Below are 15,144 nucleotides of genomic sequence, written 5' to 3' on the forward strand. Positions count from 1 at the left end.
TCCTTCCATAAAGAAGTAGGCTTGATGATGTATGGAAACACCACTCTATAGATTAAGTTCCTATAGGTGATTATAGCATAAATCAAAATAAAAAAAATAGTTTAATTAAGAGAGGTTGCGAAAACTCAAGTAAAAGTCGAGTTTATGCAACCTTTTTAATTTAAAATAATGGTGATAAAATGGATGGTGAATATAAACTATCGGATAAGTACATAGACTTTTTAAAGCATGAAGCACATGCAGAACTTCTAGAAGGTACAACTGCAGCAGGAAAAACTACAGTAGGTATATTAAAGTTTATGTTAAAAGTTGCTGATTCAAATAGAAGGCAACATGTTATAGCAGCTAAGACTACAGGGGTAGCAGAAAAGAATATAATCAATAAAGAGTTTGGTATAACTGATATCTTCGGAGATCTAGTACAATATAAAGGTAATGGAGATAAAGATAATAAGTTACCTCATATTCTTTTTAATACACCAAATGGTCCGAAAACAATATATATACTAGGCTATGATAATGTAGACAAGTGGAAAATGGCTCTAGGTTCTCAATTTGGTTGTGTATTCATAGATGAGATAAATACAGCCAGTATTGAGTTTGTACGTGAGATTTGTACTAGAAATGATTATCTAATGGCAACACTTAACCCAGATGATCCTAACCTACCAGTATATAAAGAATTCATAAACTGTAGTAGACCGCTAGAAAAATATAAAAATGATGTACCAAAAGAAATATTAAACCAATTGACCAGCGAAGAAAAAGAAGGTTGGACATATTGGTTTTTTTCATTTTATGATAATGCATCATTAAGTGAAGAAGATATTAAGAAGAAAATAAGAAGTGCTCCAAAGGGTACAAAGTTATACAAAAATAAGATATTAGGTTTAAGAGGTAGAGCAACAGGACTTATATTTAGTAACTTTGAGAGAAAGCATCATGTTATTAGTAAAGCAAAGGCTAAAGAGTATAAATTCAAATACTTCTCTGCAGGACTTGATACATCATACAGTGCTAATAGTCCAGATACTTTTGCAATGATCTTCTTAGGGATAACAGATAAAGGTAAAGTAGTTATTCTAAATGAGGAAGTATATAATAATGCAAATTTAAGTATTCCTCTAGCACCAAGTGATATAGCACCAAGATTTTTTGAATTCCTAGAAAGGAATAGAAAAGAATGGGGATTAGCAAGAAATGTCTTTGTAGATTGTGCAGACCAAGCAACTATAACAGAGTTAAAGAAATATAAAAGAACTAATCCAAATGTGTATACTATCAATGATTCATATAAGAAAGTTACTATAATAGATAGAATACATCTACAACTAGGATGGCTTAACTATGAAAATGGACCTGTATATTATGAAGTTGTAGATACTTGCATCAATCATATAATGGAGCATGAAGTTTACTCATGGAAAGAAGATAAATATGAGCCTGAAGATGCTAATGACCATACAATAAATGCATCTCAGTATGCTTGGATTCCTTATAGAAAACACATTTATAACTATAAAGGAGAGTGATGAAATGGGGTGGTTTAAAAGTATGTTAACAAAAGCAGCGGTTAAGTTTTTAAATGTTCAACCTGCTATGCAAGGCTCTATAACTATACAAGAAGCATATACTTATGAAACTAATTTAATTAGAAATAAGCTTTGGTATAGAGGTGAAGCATATGAGTTAGAACAGTTCTTTAAGAATATAAGTAGTGATCCAGTTAATAAATCTAGGTTTTGGTGTGCTGTACCAAGTGAAGGTTTAAGTATAAGAAAAATCCATAGCGGATTACCTTCTATGATAATAGATAAATTAACTGACATAGTAGTTTCTGATATAGATAAAATTCAAGTTGAAGATAGTGAAACATTAAATTTTCTTTGGGAAGAAATATCAAAAGATAATAAATTTAATGAAGTATTATCAGAGTCGATACAAAAGACTCTAGTAAGTGGTGATGGTGCTTTTAAGTTATCTATAGATAAAGATATTAGTAAATATCCAATTATAGAATTCTTTGATGGAAATAGAGTGGAATACATATATAATCGAGGAAGATTAAAAGAAATACACTTTAAGACATATTACACAAATAAAAATAAAAAATATACATTGGTTGAGATATATGGTTTAGGATATATAAAATATAAATTACTTGATTCAAAAGATGATGAAGTATCTTTAAATACACTAGAGGAGACACATGATCTCAAAGAAGTTGAATATAAGGATAAATTTATAATGGCCATACCATTGATGTTTTTTAAATCCTCTAAATGGGAAAGTAGAGGTAAAAGTATTATAGATAATAAAAGTGATTCTTTCGATGCATTAGATGAAGTAATATCACAATGGATAGATGCTATAAGAGCAGGAAGAGTACAAAAATATATTCCAGAGGATTTATTGCCGGTAGACTCTGATACAGGGGAAATATTAAAACCAAATCCTTTTGATAATAGTTTTATGAAAACTTCTTCAAATGCAAGTGAAGATGCTAAAAATCAAATTGATATGAAACAAGCCGATATTAAATTTGAAGCATATGTGGAAAGTTACTCTAATGCAGTAGATATGTGTTTACAAGGTATTATATCACCTTCTACATTAGGAATTGATTTAAAGAAAACTGATAATGCTGAAGCACAAAGAGAAAAGGAAAAGACTACTCTATATACTAGAAATAAAATGATAGATACTTTAACAGAAGTTATACCTAAATTAGTAAATATAATCTTAAAGACTTATGATGTACTAAATAATAAGACTGCAGGTGAATATGAGGTCTCCATATCTTTTGGAGAATACTCCACACCAAGTTTTGATTCAGTAGTAGAAACTGTAGGAAAGGCTAAAACACTAGGTATAATGTCATTGAAAAAATGTATTGATGAATTATATGGAGATACAATGACAGATGAAGAAAAAGCTCTTGAAATAGCAAGGATAAAAGAAGAGTCTGGAATATATACAACAGATGAGCCTTCAACTGCAGGTGAAGATGAGGATGATTTAGATAATTTGGATGTAGATATAGATGAGTAGTAAATATGATATCAGAACTATATTTGAAAAGATGGAACTAGATCTTATATCTTCTATGACAAGAAATCTAAAGCATCATGAAGCAGAAGAGGACAAGTATGGTTTTAAGTGGGAGCAATGGCAAAGAAGTAAATTAAGAGCATTAAATAAGTATAGGCGAGAAAATAAATTAATATTAGAAAAATATACAGGTGATATTGAAGAAAATGTAAATAGAGAATTACAAAGCAACTTTAATAAAGGTTTTAGTAGGATTTCCAATGTTATAAATAGATTGAAGTCTTTACTTATTAAGAATAAGGCTAAGAATAAACCACAAGATTTTAATAAACATACTAAGAAGGTCAATCAAAACATAAAGGAATTAGGTATTAGTTTTCCAAGAGATATATCAGCAGATGGACATACTATAGAGCCTAAAGAGGATCAATTCTTTAACATGAATGATAAGAAACTAAAAGCATTGCAGGAGACTGTAAACAATGACATCAAGAAAGCTAATGCAACAGTATTAAGAAAACTAGATGATGTATATAGACAAACTATATACAAAACTCATGTATACCTTCAGTCAGGAACAGTATCTTTAAATCAAGCAATAGATATGGCAACGAGGGATTTTTTAAATACAGGAATTAATAGTATTAAGTATAAAGATGGTAAGCAGGTAAATATAGCATCATACGTTGAAATGTGTCTAAGAACTGCAAGTCATAGAGCAACATTGCTTGGAGAAGGGAAAAAGCGTGATGAATACGGTATATATACTGTAGTTGTATCAGCTCATGCTATTACTTGTCCTATGTGTGCTGTATGGCAAGGAAAAGTATTAATTGATGATGTATTTAGTAATCCAAATGTAGAGTATTTGAAAGAGAATCAAGGTAAATATAAATTATTAAGTGAAGCCATTGATTCAGGACTTTTGCATGTGAACTGTAGACACACATTAACAACTTATTTTCCAGGGATAACTAATATTCCTACTGTTCCAGATGAAGAAAAAGCTCTTGAAAGATATAAGGCAGAACAGGAGCAAAGGAAATTAGAAAGATATATCAGAAAATGGAAAAGAATTTCTACAGGATGTCAAGATGATGTTAATAAAGAAGTAGCAGAGAGTAAGTTACTAGAGTACTCAATGAATTTAAAGACTCATTTAGAAAAACATCCATACTTAAGAAGAAATAAGCAAAAAGAAAAAGTTTATGGAGTATATAACAAAATTCCAAAATAGGTGCTTTTATTATCCTTAAAATTAAGGGGGAGATTATGAATAAGATATTAATAAAATGTGATGGCGAAGTAGTTATATTAGATACTATTAGAACAGTATCGGATATAAGAGTTATCTTGGAATTAAACAGAGAAAATTACTTGTTTACAATAAATAATGTTACATTAGAAGATGAAGGATTTAAAGACGAAGTTGTAATAAATCCACGTTTTGTAACTTTAGTTAAAGATATAACACCATCTAATTATTGGAGTAATAAGATTGTATTGGAAAATGATGTTTATGGATGGCCTACATCTGCTTTAGCAAAAGAAATAAAAGATAATAAAATAGTTTTCTTTAATGATGAAGAAATAGCATTTAAAGATTTAAGAATAAAAAATATTGAACATTCAAAGATAATACTTACTAAAAAAGAATTCATTTTTGAAAAAAATAGTATACCGTTAGTTAATAAAAATAAAATGGAAATATCAGAATCTATACTTAAATCAAATGAAGTAGCAATAATAAATACTGGTGAACTTGGACTTCGAAAAGTAAGTATAAGTAAAGAATATATAGAAAAACAATTAAATAAACCGTTTAGTAAGTCATTTGAATTAGAGCCTTAAGTAGTAAGGCTTATTATTTTGCCCAAAATATGCTTATGGCCTAAACTGTGCATATAAAAAATATAAAAGGAGGATATGACATGCTAATAAGTAATCTAGACAATGTTATTAAGATGAACTTGCAATTACTAGCAGGAGAAGGAGAAGAAGGGAATGAACAGAATCCAGATGATGGAGGTTCAGAAGGTGGAGGTGAAGATCCTAAGACTTATACTCAAGAAGAATTAGATGCATTACTAAACGATGCTAAAAAAGATTTGCCAAGTGAAGAAGATCTTGCAAAGTTCAAGGAATGGCAAGAAAATCAAAAAACAGATGAACAAAAGAAAAATGAAAAGTTGGAAGCTGAAGCTAAGGCAAGAAAAGAAGCTGAAGAGAAAGTAAGTACACTAGAAGCTAAAGTATCATGCTTATCTAAAGGTGTAGTAACTGATTCTGTAGATGATGTAATAACATTAGCTAAAGGAATGGTTACAGATACTTTAACGATAGATAAAGCGATAGATAAAGTATTAGAAAAATATCCAAGTTTCAAAGCAAATGGAACAGAAACACCAGGATTTAAAATTGGTGGTAGTGGAGATAATGGCAATCAACAAACTAATATAAATGATGCATTAGCTATGGCTTTTGGAAATAAAAAATAATTAATGTAAAAGGAGAATTACAAAATGGCAGTATACAATTATGCAGAACAATTTATGAGAGAGTTAATGCAAAAATATTCGAGAGAGTTAACTTCTTATGATTTAGAAAACTCTAACCCACAAGTTAAGTTTATAAATGCTCAAACAATAAAGTTACCTATGTTAACAGTCAGTGGGTACAAAGATCATAACAGAGGTACATTAGGATTTAATGCAGGTTCAATATCAAATGATTGGGAAGCTAAGAAGTTAGAACATGATAGAGATATAGAATTCTTTATAGATCCAATGGATGTTGAAGAAACTAATTTAACTGTAGAGATAGCTAATGTACATAATGTATTTGAAACAGATCAGGCAATACCTGAAAAAGATAGTTATAGATACTCTAAGTTATATACAGAAGCTAAAAAGTATTCATCAAATGGAGCTATTGTTGACAATACAGTTCTTACAGTGGCAAATATATTAGAATGGTTTGATACTCAAATGGCTAAAATGGATGATGAAGGTGTTCCAAGTGAGGGAAGAATATTATATGCTACTCCTACAATGAATAAGTTATTAAAGAATGCCGAAGGATTATCAAGAACTATTAGTGTAGATAAAAACACAGGAAATGTTGATAGAAATGTATACTCATTAGATGATGTAGATATAAAGGTTGTTCCAAGTGCTAGAATGAAAACAAAATATGATTTTTCTAATGGATGTGTACCTGCAGGTGATGCAAAACAAATCAATCTTATATTAATACACCCTTCTTGCCAAGTAACAAGAAGTAAATATTCATTCATAAAAGTATATACACCAGGTCACGACTCAAGAACTGGTGATAATTACTTATACCAAAATAGAAGCTATGGCGATACATTCTTAATAAAAAATAAAGCATGTGGTATATCAATAAATGCAGAGCAAGAAGACTAAGAAAGTGAGGTGTTTTAATTATGAAAGCAAGTAAAGGAAATAAAGTATATACAATAGATGAAACTCAAAAAGATTTTTATGTGGCACAAGGTTATGACATATCAGATGAAGAAGGTAATTTAATAGAATATGGTGCAGGTAAATCTATATCTTATGAAAAGCACAAAGAATTACAAGAAAAGTATGAGGATCTATTAGATAAATGTAATATGCTAGAAAAAGAAAATAAGAAGTTAAAAAAAGAGATTGAAGGCTCTAAGAAAGAAATTGAAGGCTCTAAGTAAGCCTTATTTTTATGCAAAAATATAAGTAGGGGGAGTTAATCCCCTTGCTAATAAGAGGTGATCTTATGTCTTATGTAGATTATGAATATTATAAAGATACATTTCAAGGTACTGTATTAGATGAATCTAATAAACATAAATTGGAGAGATCTAGTGACCAGATAGATTCATTAACATTTAATAGAATAAGGGCAAAAGGGTTTGATAATTTAACTGATTTTCAAAAAGACAAAATAAGAAAAGCAGTATGCATACATGCCGACTTTATAGAACAGTATGGAGATTATATAAATATGCCTTTAAATGGTTTTTCTGCAGGGAGTGTATCAGTTAACTTTAATTCTAAAACATTCAATGGAGTAAGTACTACACAAGAGGTACTAAATTACCTTAATCAAACGGGATTGACTTGTAGGAGGATATAAATGGGAATGAAACTACCATTTCCAAAATGGTTAGCAAATACACCTATTAAAGTATGGTATGAAGGTACTAACCAAGATGGAGATTATATAGAGGAAAAAGTCTTTGATGGTAAATGTATATATACAAATAAATCAAGGCAAATAATGAATGCAGAAAGACAACTAATAACATTGTCAGGTAAAGTTGTAATAGAAGGGGATATTTGCCCTTCTAAGCCTTTTGAAGGCTATGTATTAATAAATAACTCTAAGAAAGCTGTATATAGTGTAGAAAAGCCTTTGAATCCAGATGGTAGTATTTTTAGTACAGAGTTGAATTTGATATGAATGTAAAAGTTACTGTAAAATTAGATAATGAAAAATTGAATAATATTACTAAGGCTCATATAAAATCATTAGAAATGACAGGAGATGAATTGTTAGGTAATATTAAAACAAGTCAAGTAGTTCCTAGAAATGATGGGACTCTTGAAAATAGTGGTTTTGTAGATACAACAGGAATTAACTGGGGATATATAAGAATTATATTTGATACACCATACGCTCGTAGATTGTATTGGCATCCAGAATATAACTTTAGAAGAGGTGAAGGAGCTCCAAATCCTAATGCCCAAGGAAAATGGATGGATGCTTATATAAATGGTGAGAAAGATGATTTTATGAAAAATGCCTACTCTAAGTTTTTAAAAATGAATTCAAAAGGAGTAATTAAGTAATGTTATTAAGTGGTATAAGAGAGTATTTAAAAACTCAAATAGATTGCCCTCAGTATTATTTAAATAAAATGGGTGGCAGTCAAGATAAAAGTATAACTATATATAATGCACCAGGACAAGTACCTCATATAGCTATAGGTGGACTGGAAAACACAACTTATACTACTAAAAGTATAAGTTTTTTAATTCACTGGGGGAAAAACAGTGATGAAGCAGAGAAAAAAGCAATGGAAGTATATAATTTATTCTTTGGTCAAAGTAATTTTACTATAGGTGATAAAAAAATAATTCAATGTAAAATGAGATCCTCTGAACCTATATATTTAGGTACTGATTCAGAAGGCATTATTGAATATATTATAGATACAACAATATATTATGAAAGGTAGTGACAATATGAGTTTTGCAGGAGTATATCCAGTGTATAATTTAAAGTTCAAAATAGGCACAAATGGAAGAACTAGTGAGACAGGTGCTATGAAAACTATAGCTGAATTAGAAAGTTTTTCTTTATCAATAGATGGGAAAGTAGAAGAATGGAATTCTATGGATCAAGAAGGATGGGCAAGTGCTTTAATGACAGGAAAATCATTAAGTATATCTCTAAAAGGAAAAAGATGTGTTGGAGATGAAGGAAATGATTATGTAGCTGGGCTTGCATGGAAAAATGGAAGAGATTGTGATTCTAAGTTAGAAATAGAGTTTCCAGAAGGTGCAAAATTAGAATTTAACTGTGTAATTAACGTAACAAATGTAGGTGGAGGAGATTCTACAAATGTTGCTCCTCTTGAATTTGAAGCAAAAGCACACGGAAAACCTACATTTACACCCTCACCAAGTTTAGAGAGTTAAATGAAAGAAATATAAATGAAAAATAATATTAAGGAGAAATAATAATGTCAAGAGCATACGATATAGCTGAAAAATTAAAAAGTGGAAGCAAAAAACCAACGGTTAAAATAGATGATACACATACATATGAAATAAATACATCAAAGAATGTAGGGATATTGCTAAAAGGATTAGTTGAGGATACTAAGATAGATGAATTTGAAAAGATAGATAAAATAATAGAAGCAGGGATAGGTAAAGAAGCATTGAAATATGTAGATAGCTTAGATTTGCCTATGGCATCTTATGTTACTATAGTTAATGTTATAATGGCTGCTATTAACGATGTATCTTTAGAAGAGATAGAAGAAATGGAAGTTGAATCTTCTAATAAAAATAATAATAATTTTCGTAAAAAGAAAAGAAGAAAATAAATGGTATGATTTAATTGAAGATTGGGAGCTAATAGAAGCAAGTTTCCTAACTCAATATGGCATAAGACTACGAGTTGTAGATGATATGAGTTGGAATGAATTCTGTACTCTACTAAGTGGTATTATGCCTAAAACTCCACTTGGTCAAATAGTTAGTATAAGAGCAGAAGAAGATAAAGATATACTAAAAAACTTTACTGATGATCAACATAGAATAAGAAATGAGTGGAGAAATAGAAATAATCCAATTAATGATATGACTGATGAAGAAAAGGAAAAACAAATAAAAGAATTTGAAAAAATGATGGCTAGTATGTTTGGATAAATTGAATAATATCCTCAATAACTGTATAATCAGAATATACAGCTATTGAGGGGGAGATATATTTGATTATTGATAAAGAAACTTATAAAGAGTTAAAAAATGATACTTTTGGTTTTTTTAATACAGTATCTACTTTAGCTACATTTGAATTTGGGTACAAAGGATATAAACATGGAGAGTCATTTAATTTGACCTTAATAAAGAGTGGAATATTATGCAATTTTGCATTTAAACCTAAAATATATATTAAATATGATGATATTAAAGATGTATCTATTAGTGGTGAAAAATTAATATTAAATATATTTGAAGAAGATGACTTTAAAGATGTAGTTTTTAAAATTGAAAATACAGGCACATTAGAAAAGGTATATTTAACATTAAGAGAACACTGTAACTTAGGATATAAAGAATACTCTATTGAAGCTAAAGTAAATGAAGAAGTTAAGGTATCAAAAAGAAAAGAAGAAAAAGAAAGAATAAAGAAACTTAAAAAAGAAAAAATACCATATTGTCCAAAATGTAAAAGCACGCAATTAACTAATACAAATAAAAAGCTTAGTGCAGGTAGAGCTGTTGGTGGAGCGGCATTATTATCAGCTTTAAATCCAGTAGCAGGTGTAGCCGGTGGAGTAGTCGGAGCTGTAACAAGTAAGAAAAGGTATAATATTTGTATGAACTGTGGGCATAAGTGGAAAGTTTAAATAAAAGCACTTAGTTATTTAATAACTAGGTGCTTTTATTATGGCCAAATATATCAAAGAAAGGAGTGATAAGCATGAGTGATAGTGTAGGAAAGATAACCTTAGATTTAGAAGTTACAAGTGATATAGCAGGTCAAGTAAATAAGATAAGTTCTGTAATCGCAAATACATTAAAATCAAATCTAAATAAATCTACAAATAAGGTATTTGATAACATGGATAAGACTATGAAGGGTTCGCTCAATAAGGTTAACTCTAATATGAAAAACATGATGTCTAACGTGACAAATAATTTGAAAAATTCGCTTTCTAAGGCTTTATATATGTTAAGTAATATAAAATTACCAACTGTAAAATTTAATACCTTAGAAAGCCAAAATACAGGCTCGAATTATGCAAATAATAAAAAAATTACTAGAGGACCACCAATTAATAGAGAGATTCTTACTACAGAAATAGATACTACATCAAGGATGCTAGATACTATAAATGCTAAAATAGAATCCCAACAAAATAAATTGAATTCACTTAAACAATCTTATAATGATACTTTCAACCCTGCAAAGAAAAGTAAGATTAATGATCAAATATTAAAAACTGAAGAATCAATTATTAGATTAACATCTAAGTCTGATAAATTAGGGTTTAAATTAAGTGATTTAGATTCAAAGTTAGCAGCGTTAGGAAAAGAATCTTCTTCAACTGGTAATAAAATCGATAGATTAAACTCTTCATTTGATAAATTAAGTTCAAATTCTAATAGATCAAATGGAATATTCAATAGAATTGGTAATAGCTTAAAAAATCTTACAAGTGGCTTAAATACAAGTAGCAATAGTACAAGAAGTTTCAACAATGGAATTATGGGATCTATTGGCCAAATGGCTAAATGGATGATATTTTTCCCTATGATTGTAAATGGTATATATGCAATGTCTAGTTCTTTATTTGCATCCTTAAATACCAATGCACAATTTGTTAATTCATTAAATCAGATAAAGACTAACTTAATGGTTGCATTTATGCCTATATATCAAGCAATACTACCTGCTATAAATGCCCTAATGAGTGCTCTTGCAACTGTAACACAGTATATAGCATCATTTATATCTGCGTTATTTGGAAAGACATATAAACAAAGTTTTCAAGCAACACAAGGTTTGATTAATGCTAAAAATGCTATGGGTGCTTATGGAAAAGCTACAGAAAAAGCAGGAAGTAGTGCTGAAAAAGCAGGTAAGAAAGCTAAAAAAGCTCTTGGCGATTTAATGGGATTTGATGAAATCAATAAATTAAATATGCAAGATACGCCAGATACACCTTCTCCTGGAGCGGGTGGAGGTGGTGGAGGTGGAGCACCAATACTCGCAACACCACTTTTAGATACATCTGTTGTTGATGCTAAGATGAAGGCATTAGTTGATAGGATAAAAGCCTTAATGTCAAAGATATTTGAACCATTTGTTAATGCATGGGAAAAAGAAGGACAAAATACAATAAATAGTATCAAATATGCATTAAATGGTATATGGTCCTTAGTAAAATCGATAGGAAGTAGTTTCTTAGATGTATGGACCAATGGTACTGGCGAGAAAATGCTTATTACAATACTTCAAATATTACAAAATATATTTAATATAGTAGGTGATATTTCTAGTACATTCTCTACTGCATGGGAAAATAACAAAATCGGTACTAAGATCATCCAAGGTATAGCCAATACTATTAATAATTTATTATTACTAATAAAGAAAATTGGTGATGCATTTAGAGACTCTTGGGAAGTTATAGGTTTACCCCTTGCTAATACATTAATGTCAATTATTGATGCTACTATAGGAGTTTTAGAAAATTTATCTGAAAAGCTTATTTATGTTTGGGATAATGGTGGAAGTCATTTATTCCAAGGTTTTTTAAAGTTAGGTACTAAGATATTTGAAGTAGCAGGATATATTTATACAAATTTCGTTACACCATTTGTTAACTGGTTTGTAAATCTAATGGCTCCTGCAATAGCACCGTTAATGGATGCAATAGGTTTATTATTTGATAAGTTTAGCAATTTAATAGATTGGATGCTTAATGATGGTAAACCAGTATTGGATATTATAATAAGTCTAATAGGTGGTGCTGTAGGTTTAGCAGGTGCATTTAAAGCAGCTAAAACAGGAATTGAAATATTCAATGGTATAAAAACTGCAGTTGATCTTGTAGGTAAAGCATTTTTAGATTTAGATCCTAAAGCATTATTAATAAAGTTAGCTATTTCTGCACTTATAGGTACAGGTATTTATCTTATTACTCACTGGGATCAAATTAAAGCTAAAGCCAAGGAAGTATGGGATAATGTTCAAGAGAAATTCAATGGCTTTAAAGAATGGTTAGGTCATATATTTGTAACTGACTGGTCAAAGAACTTTGGTGGATTAGGCGATATACTAAATGGGCTTTTAGTAAATGTTCGTAACATATTCAATAGTGTAAAACAGATCTTCAGAGGTATACTTGACTTTATTACTGGAGTATTCACAGGGAACTGGAAAAGAGCTTGGAATGGAGTTAAAAATATATTTGGTGGTATTATGAATGAATTAAAGTCAGTTATAAAGACACCATTAAATGGAGTTATAAGTTTAGTCAATGCAGCTATAAGTGGATTGAATAGAATCTCTGTAAGTATTCCTGATTTTGTGCCTGGTTTCGGAGGGAAGAAATTTGGTATTAATATACCTAAAATACCATATCTTGCCAAAGGGGGGCTCATAGATAGTCCAACACTTGCAATGGTAGGCGAGCAAGGGTCGGAAGTAGTCTTGCCTCTTGAAAATAATACAGGAGCTCTTGATTTGATAGCAGAAAAAATAGGCTCTAGAATTGCAGGAAATAATACAGGAGGAAGCTCTTCAATTGAAAGTGTTGTGGTACAAATCGGAAATGATACTCTTACTAAGATATTCATAAGTGAATTGAAGAAAATCCAAAGACAAACTGGACAAGCAGTAATAAAGATTTAGGTGATAATATGTTAAAAATAAATAATGTAAATATAAAAGCACCATCAGTTTTTCAAGTTGATATTCAAGATATAGATGGTGAAAGTAATAGAAATGCTAAAGGAAAGTTATTAAGAGATAGAATAGCAGTAAAAAGAAAACTAAATTGTGAATGGCCACCATTGACATTTGACGAGTGTTCAAAATTATTGAATGCAGTTTCAGATGTCTTTTTTAATGTATATTATCCAGATCCAATGACAGGAAACTTTGAAACCAAAAGAATGTATGTTGGTGACAGATCAGTTCCTGCTCTATACATGAAGGATGGAAAAATGCTTTGGAAGGGCTTAAAAATGAACTTTATAGAAGAATAAGAAAGGATAATTAACTATGTTAAAGATAAATAAAACAATAAATCTAAGTGCTACAAGTGAGATAGAAGGTCAACCAGTAGTATATATGAATGCAAGTATATCTACAGATGGAAATACAAATGCAAATATAAATAAAAATGTCACTAATAAAGAGTTATATGACGCTAACAAAGAAGCTGTTAGAGAAGATATGAAACAATTTGAAACAGAAGTTTATAAAGTAGAGGATTCATTAAATACTAAAGAAAGAAGAGGTAGATAATTATGAAAATAACAAATAGAAGAATAGTAAATGATTCAAATTTTTTATCATCTTTAATGCATAGACAATTCCCTGTGAAGATTAGTTATGCGATATCTAAAAATATATCTAAATTAGAAAGTGACTTAAAAATATACAACTCTGAAAGAGAGAAGATAATAAATAAATATTGTAAAAAAGATGAAGAAGGGCATTTAGTAATTGATGAAAATAATAATTATAGCATTGAAAAAGAGCATATAGATATATGTAATAAAGAATTAAATGAGTTGCTAGATATTGAGGTAGATATAGATATACATAAATTTAAGTTAAATGATTTATTGCAATGTAATCTTGAAGTGTCACCTGCAGATTTAAGTTTAATAGACTATATGATAGAAGAATAAATTCAGCAATGAAAGAAGGTGACACAAAATGCAAAATGTAAGTTCATCTTATTTAGAAAAGATAAAAGAACCTTCAAGATCTTTTGAATGTAGAGTTACTATAGGAAATAATGTATATACTAATGCAGATATAATTAATATATCTATAGAGGATGTTCAACCTACAGATGGATTTACAATAGGTGCAGCAGTATCAAAAATTTTAGAATTAACATTAAGTACTAATAATATTATTTATAGCAATTCAAAAGTTAAACTTGAAATAGGACTTAATATAGGCTCAACTTTTGAGTATATACTAATTGGACATTTCCATATAGAAGATATTATACGTACTGATTATTCAACAAAATTAACTTGTTATGATAATATGATAAAGTTTGAAAAGCCTTATTTTAGTAATTTAGGCAAAACTTCATCATTAAAAAATATAATTAATGAGTTAGCTACAATTACAGGAGTAGAATTTACAGGAAGCCTTCCTTCTTATAATTTAAATAAGTTGGAAGGCTTTACTTGTAGAGAAATCCTTGGCTTTGTAGCCAGTATTTGTGGTGGAAATGCATATATCACTAGAGAAGGTAAATTTACTATAAAAACACCTGAAACTATAGATTATTCAATAACCAGTGATAATTATATAGATTTAAAATCAGAGGAAGATTTATATAAAGTAGGTGCAATTACTTGTAAGGCGAATGATAAAGAGTTTACAAAAGGAACTTTAAGTAATTCTTCTATGGAAATAACCTTTGAAAATCCTTGGGTCACTGAATCTATACTTACAGATATATATAATAAATTAAAAGGTTTTGAATTTATAGGCTACTCTATGAAGTGGCAAGGGGATTTTAGTCTAGATGTAGGAGATATTATCTCTATAACTGATACAAAGGGAAATACAAGGCAAGTGCCTATTTTTTCT

20 protein-coding genes are annotated in these 15,144 nt (G+C 29.5%); all 20 read left to right on the forward strand.

The genetic code is table 11. The annotated features are described in order from the left end of the window. Positions 1 to 179: 179 nt before the first annotated feature. A complete protein-coding gene (locus tag H8923_RS16360; RefSeq protein ID WP_153972961.1) occupies positions 180 to 1,532 on the forward strand; it encodes a terminase large subunit domain-containing protein in 1,353 nt (450 codons plus the stop codon). 4 nt (positions 1,533 to 1,536) lie between these two features. Next, positions 1,537 to 3,051 carry a phage portal protein gene (locus H8923_RS16365; protein WP_153972962.1) on the forward strand — a complete coding sequence of 505 codons (1,515 nt, stop codon included), beginning with the start codon at positions 1,537 to 1,539 and terminating at the stop codon, positions 3,049 to 3,051. After that, the gene (locus H8923_RS16370; RefSeq protein WP_153972963.1) at positions 3,044 to 4,288 is read left to right on the forward strand and encodes a phage minor capsid protein; all 1,245 of its coding nucleotides are present in this window, start codon (positions 3,044 to 3,046) and stop codon (positions 4,286 to 4,288) included. The genes H8923_RS16365 and H8923_RS16370 overlap by 8 nt, the downstream gene beginning before the upstream one ends. A 35-nt stretch (positions 4,289 to 4,323) precedes the next feature. After that, positions 4,324 to 4,902: a hypothetical protein gene (locus tag H8923_RS16375; protein WP_153972964.1), complete on the forward strand. Its 579-nt coding sequence runs from the start codon at positions 4,324 to 4,326 to the stop codon at positions 4,900 to 4,902. A gap of 80 nt (positions 4,903 to 4,982) precedes the next feature. Then, entirely contained in the window at positions 4,983 to 5,549 is a 567-nt protein-coding gene (locus H8923_RS16380) for a hypothetical protein (protein WP_153972965.1), read from the forward strand. A gap of 24 nt (positions 5,550 to 5,573) precedes the next feature. Continuing rightward, positions 5,574 to 6,479 (forward strand): capsid protein, encoded by a 906-nt coding sequence (locus H8923_RS16385; protein WP_153972966.1) that lies wholly within the window; start codon positions 5,574 to 5,576, stop codon positions 6,477 to 6,479. Between the two features lie 20 nt (positions 6,480 to 6,499). Further along, positions 6,500 to 6,763 (forward strand): hypothetical protein, encoded by a 264-nt coding sequence (locus H8923_RS16390; RefSeq protein ID WP_153972967.1) that lies wholly within the window; start codon positions 6,500 to 6,502, stop codon positions 6,761 to 6,763. Between the two features lie 44 nt (positions 6,764 to 6,807). Further along, the gene (locus H8923_RS16395) at positions 6,808 to 7,188 is read left to right on the forward strand and encodes a head-tail connector protein (RefSeq protein WP_243139995.1); all 381 of its coding nucleotides are present in this window, start codon (positions 6,808 to 6,810) and stop codon (positions 7,186 to 7,188) included. Further along, a complete protein-coding gene (locus H8923_RS16400; RefSeq protein ID WP_153972968.1) occupies positions 7,189 to 7,515 on the forward strand; it encodes a hypothetical protein in 327 nt (108 codons plus the stop codon). Beyond that, the gene (locus H8923_RS16405) at positions 7,512 to 7,904 is read left to right on the forward strand and encodes a hypothetical protein (protein WP_153972969.1); all 393 of its coding nucleotides are present in this window, start codon (positions 7,512 to 7,514) and stop codon (positions 7,902 to 7,904) included. The genes H8923_RS16400 and H8923_RS16405 overlap by 4 nt, the downstream gene beginning before the upstream one ends. Then, positions 7,904 to 8,293 (forward strand): minor capsid protein, encoded by a 390-nt coding sequence (locus tag H8923_RS16410; RefSeq protein ID WP_153972970.1) that lies wholly within the window; start codon positions 7,904 to 7,906, stop codon positions 8,291 to 8,293. Before H8923_RS16405 ends, H8923_RS16410 begins: the two co-directional genes overlap by 1 nt. Before the next feature lie 7 nt (positions 8,294 to 8,300). Continuing rightward, positions 8,301 to 8,756 carry a phage tail tube protein gene (locus tag H8923_RS16415; protein WP_153972982.1) on the forward strand — a complete coding sequence of 152 codons (456 nt, stop codon included), beginning with the start codon at positions 8,301 to 8,303 and terminating at the stop codon, positions 8,754 to 8,756. Between the two features lie 44 nt (positions 8,757 to 8,800). Next, positions 8,801 to 9,169, forward strand: coding sequence for a hypothetical protein (locus H8923_RS16420; RefSeq protein ID WP_153972971.1), 369 nt, complete (start codon positions 8,801 to 8,803; stop codon positions 9,167 to 9,169). Beyond that, on the forward strand, positions 9,114 to 9,494 hold the full coding sequence (locus H8923_RS16425; RefSeq protein ID WP_153972972.1) for a Gp15 family bacteriophage protein: 381 nt from the start codon (positions 9,114 to 9,116) through the stop codon (positions 9,492 to 9,494). The genes H8923_RS16420 and H8923_RS16425 overlap by 56 nt, the downstream gene beginning before the upstream one ends. Before the next feature lie 62 nt (positions 9,495 to 9,556). Next, the gene (locus H8923_RS16430) at positions 9,557 to 10,198 is read left to right on the forward strand and encodes a hypothetical protein (RefSeq protein ID WP_153972973.1); all 642 of its coding nucleotides are present in this window, start codon (positions 9,557 to 9,559) and stop codon (positions 10,196 to 10,198) included. A 74-nt stretch (positions 10,199 to 10,272) separates the two neighbouring features. After that, positions 10,273 to 13,212: a hypothetical protein gene (locus H8923_RS16435; RefSeq protein ID WP_153972974.1), complete on the forward strand. Its 2,940-nt coding sequence runs from the start codon at positions 10,273 to 10,275 to the stop codon at positions 13,210 to 13,212. A gap of 8 nt (positions 13,213 to 13,220) precedes the next feature. Then, positions 13,221 to 13,568 (forward strand): DUF6711 family protein, encoded by a 348-nt coding sequence (locus H8923_RS16440; RefSeq protein ID WP_153972975.1) that lies wholly within the window; start codon positions 13,221 to 13,223, stop codon positions 13,566 to 13,568. A gap of 16 nt (positions 13,569 to 13,584) precedes the next feature. Further along, positions 13,585 to 13,830: a hypothetical protein gene (locus tag H8923_RS16445; protein WP_153972976.1), complete on the forward strand. Its 246-nt coding sequence runs from the start codon at positions 13,585 to 13,587 to the stop codon at positions 13,828 to 13,830. Positions 13,831 to 13,832: 2 nt separating this feature from the next. Beyond that, the gene (locus H8923_RS16450) at positions 13,833 to 14,219 is read left to right on the forward strand and encodes a DUF1617 family protein (RefSeq protein ID WP_153972977.1); all 387 of its coding nucleotides are present in this window, start codon (positions 13,833 to 13,835) and stop codon (positions 14,217 to 14,219) included. Positions 14,220 to 14,247: 28 nt separating this feature from the next. Next, the coding region (locus tag H8923_RS16455) for a hypothetical protein (protein ID WP_330596691.1) at positions 14,248 to 15,144 on the forward strand (897 nt) is incomplete at its 3' end.

The sequence above is a fragment of the Romboutsia faecis genome, from assembly GCF_014323405.1.
In the GTDB taxonomy this organism is placed as follows: domain Bacteria; phylum Bacillota; class Clostridia; order Peptostreptococcales; family Peptostreptococcaceae; genus Romboutsia_E; species Romboutsia_E faecis.

Bases quoted from the DNA above. Each gene is read 5' to 3' on its own strand.
- H8923_RS16360 (WP_153972961.1), top strand. From the start codon at position 180: ATGGATGGTGAATATAAACTATCGGATAAGTACATAGACTTTTTAAAG.
- H8923_RS16365 (WP_153972962.1), top strand. From the start codon at position 1,537: ATGGGGTGGTTTAAAAGTATGTTAACAAAAGCAGCGGTTAAGTTTTTA.
- H8923_RS16370 (WP_153972963.1), top strand. From the start codon at position 3,044: ATGAGTAGTAAATATGATATCAGAACTATATTTGAAAAGATGGAACTA.
- H8923_RS16375 (WP_153972964.1), top strand. From the start codon at position 4,324: ATGAATAAGATATTAATAAAATGTGATGGCGAAGTAGTTATATTAGAT.
- H8923_RS16380 (WP_153972965.1), top strand. From the start codon at position 4,983: ATGCTAATAAGTAATCTAGACAATGTTATTAAGATGAACTTGCAATTA.
- H8923_RS16385 (WP_153972966.1), top strand. From the start codon at position 5,574: ATGGCAGTATACAATTATGCAGAACAATTTATGAGAGAGTTAATGCAA.
- H8923_RS16390 (WP_153972967.1), top strand. From the start codon at position 6,500: ATGAAAGCAAGTAAAGGAAATAAAGTATATACAATAGATGAAACTCAA.
- H8923_RS16400 (WP_153972968.1), top strand. From the start codon at position 7,189: ATGGGAATGAAACTACCATTTCCAAAATGGTTAGCAAATACACCTATT.
- H8923_RS16405 (WP_153972969.1), top strand. From the start codon at position 7,512: ATGAATGTAAAAGTTACTGTAAAATTAGATAATGAAAAATTGAATAAT.
- H8923_RS16410 (WP_153972970.1), top strand. From the start codon at position 7,904: ATGTTATTAAGTGGTATAAGAGAGTATTTAAAAACTCAAATAGATTGC.
- H8923_RS16415 (WP_153972982.1), top strand. From the start codon at position 8,301: ATGAGTTTTGCAGGAGTATATCCAGTGTATAATTTAAAGTTCAAAATA.
- H8923_RS16420 (WP_153972971.1), top strand. From the start codon at position 8,801: ATGTCAAGAGCATACGATATAGCTGAAAAATTAAAAAGTGGAAGCAAA.
- H8923_RS16435 (WP_153972974.1), top strand. From the start codon at position 10,273: ATGAGTGATAGTGTAGGAAAGATAACCTTAGATTTAGAAGTTACAAGT.
- H8923_RS16440 (WP_153972975.1), top strand. From the start codon at position 13,221: ATGTTAAAAATAAATAATGTAAATATAAAAGCACCATCAGTTTTTCAA.
- H8923_RS16445 (WP_153972976.1), top strand. From the start codon at position 13,585: ATGTTAAAGATAAATAAAACAATAAATCTAAGTGCTACAAGTGAGATA.
- H8923_RS16450 (WP_153972977.1), top strand. From the start codon at position 13,833: ATGAAAATAACAAATAGAAGAATAGTAAATGATTCAAATTTTTTATCA.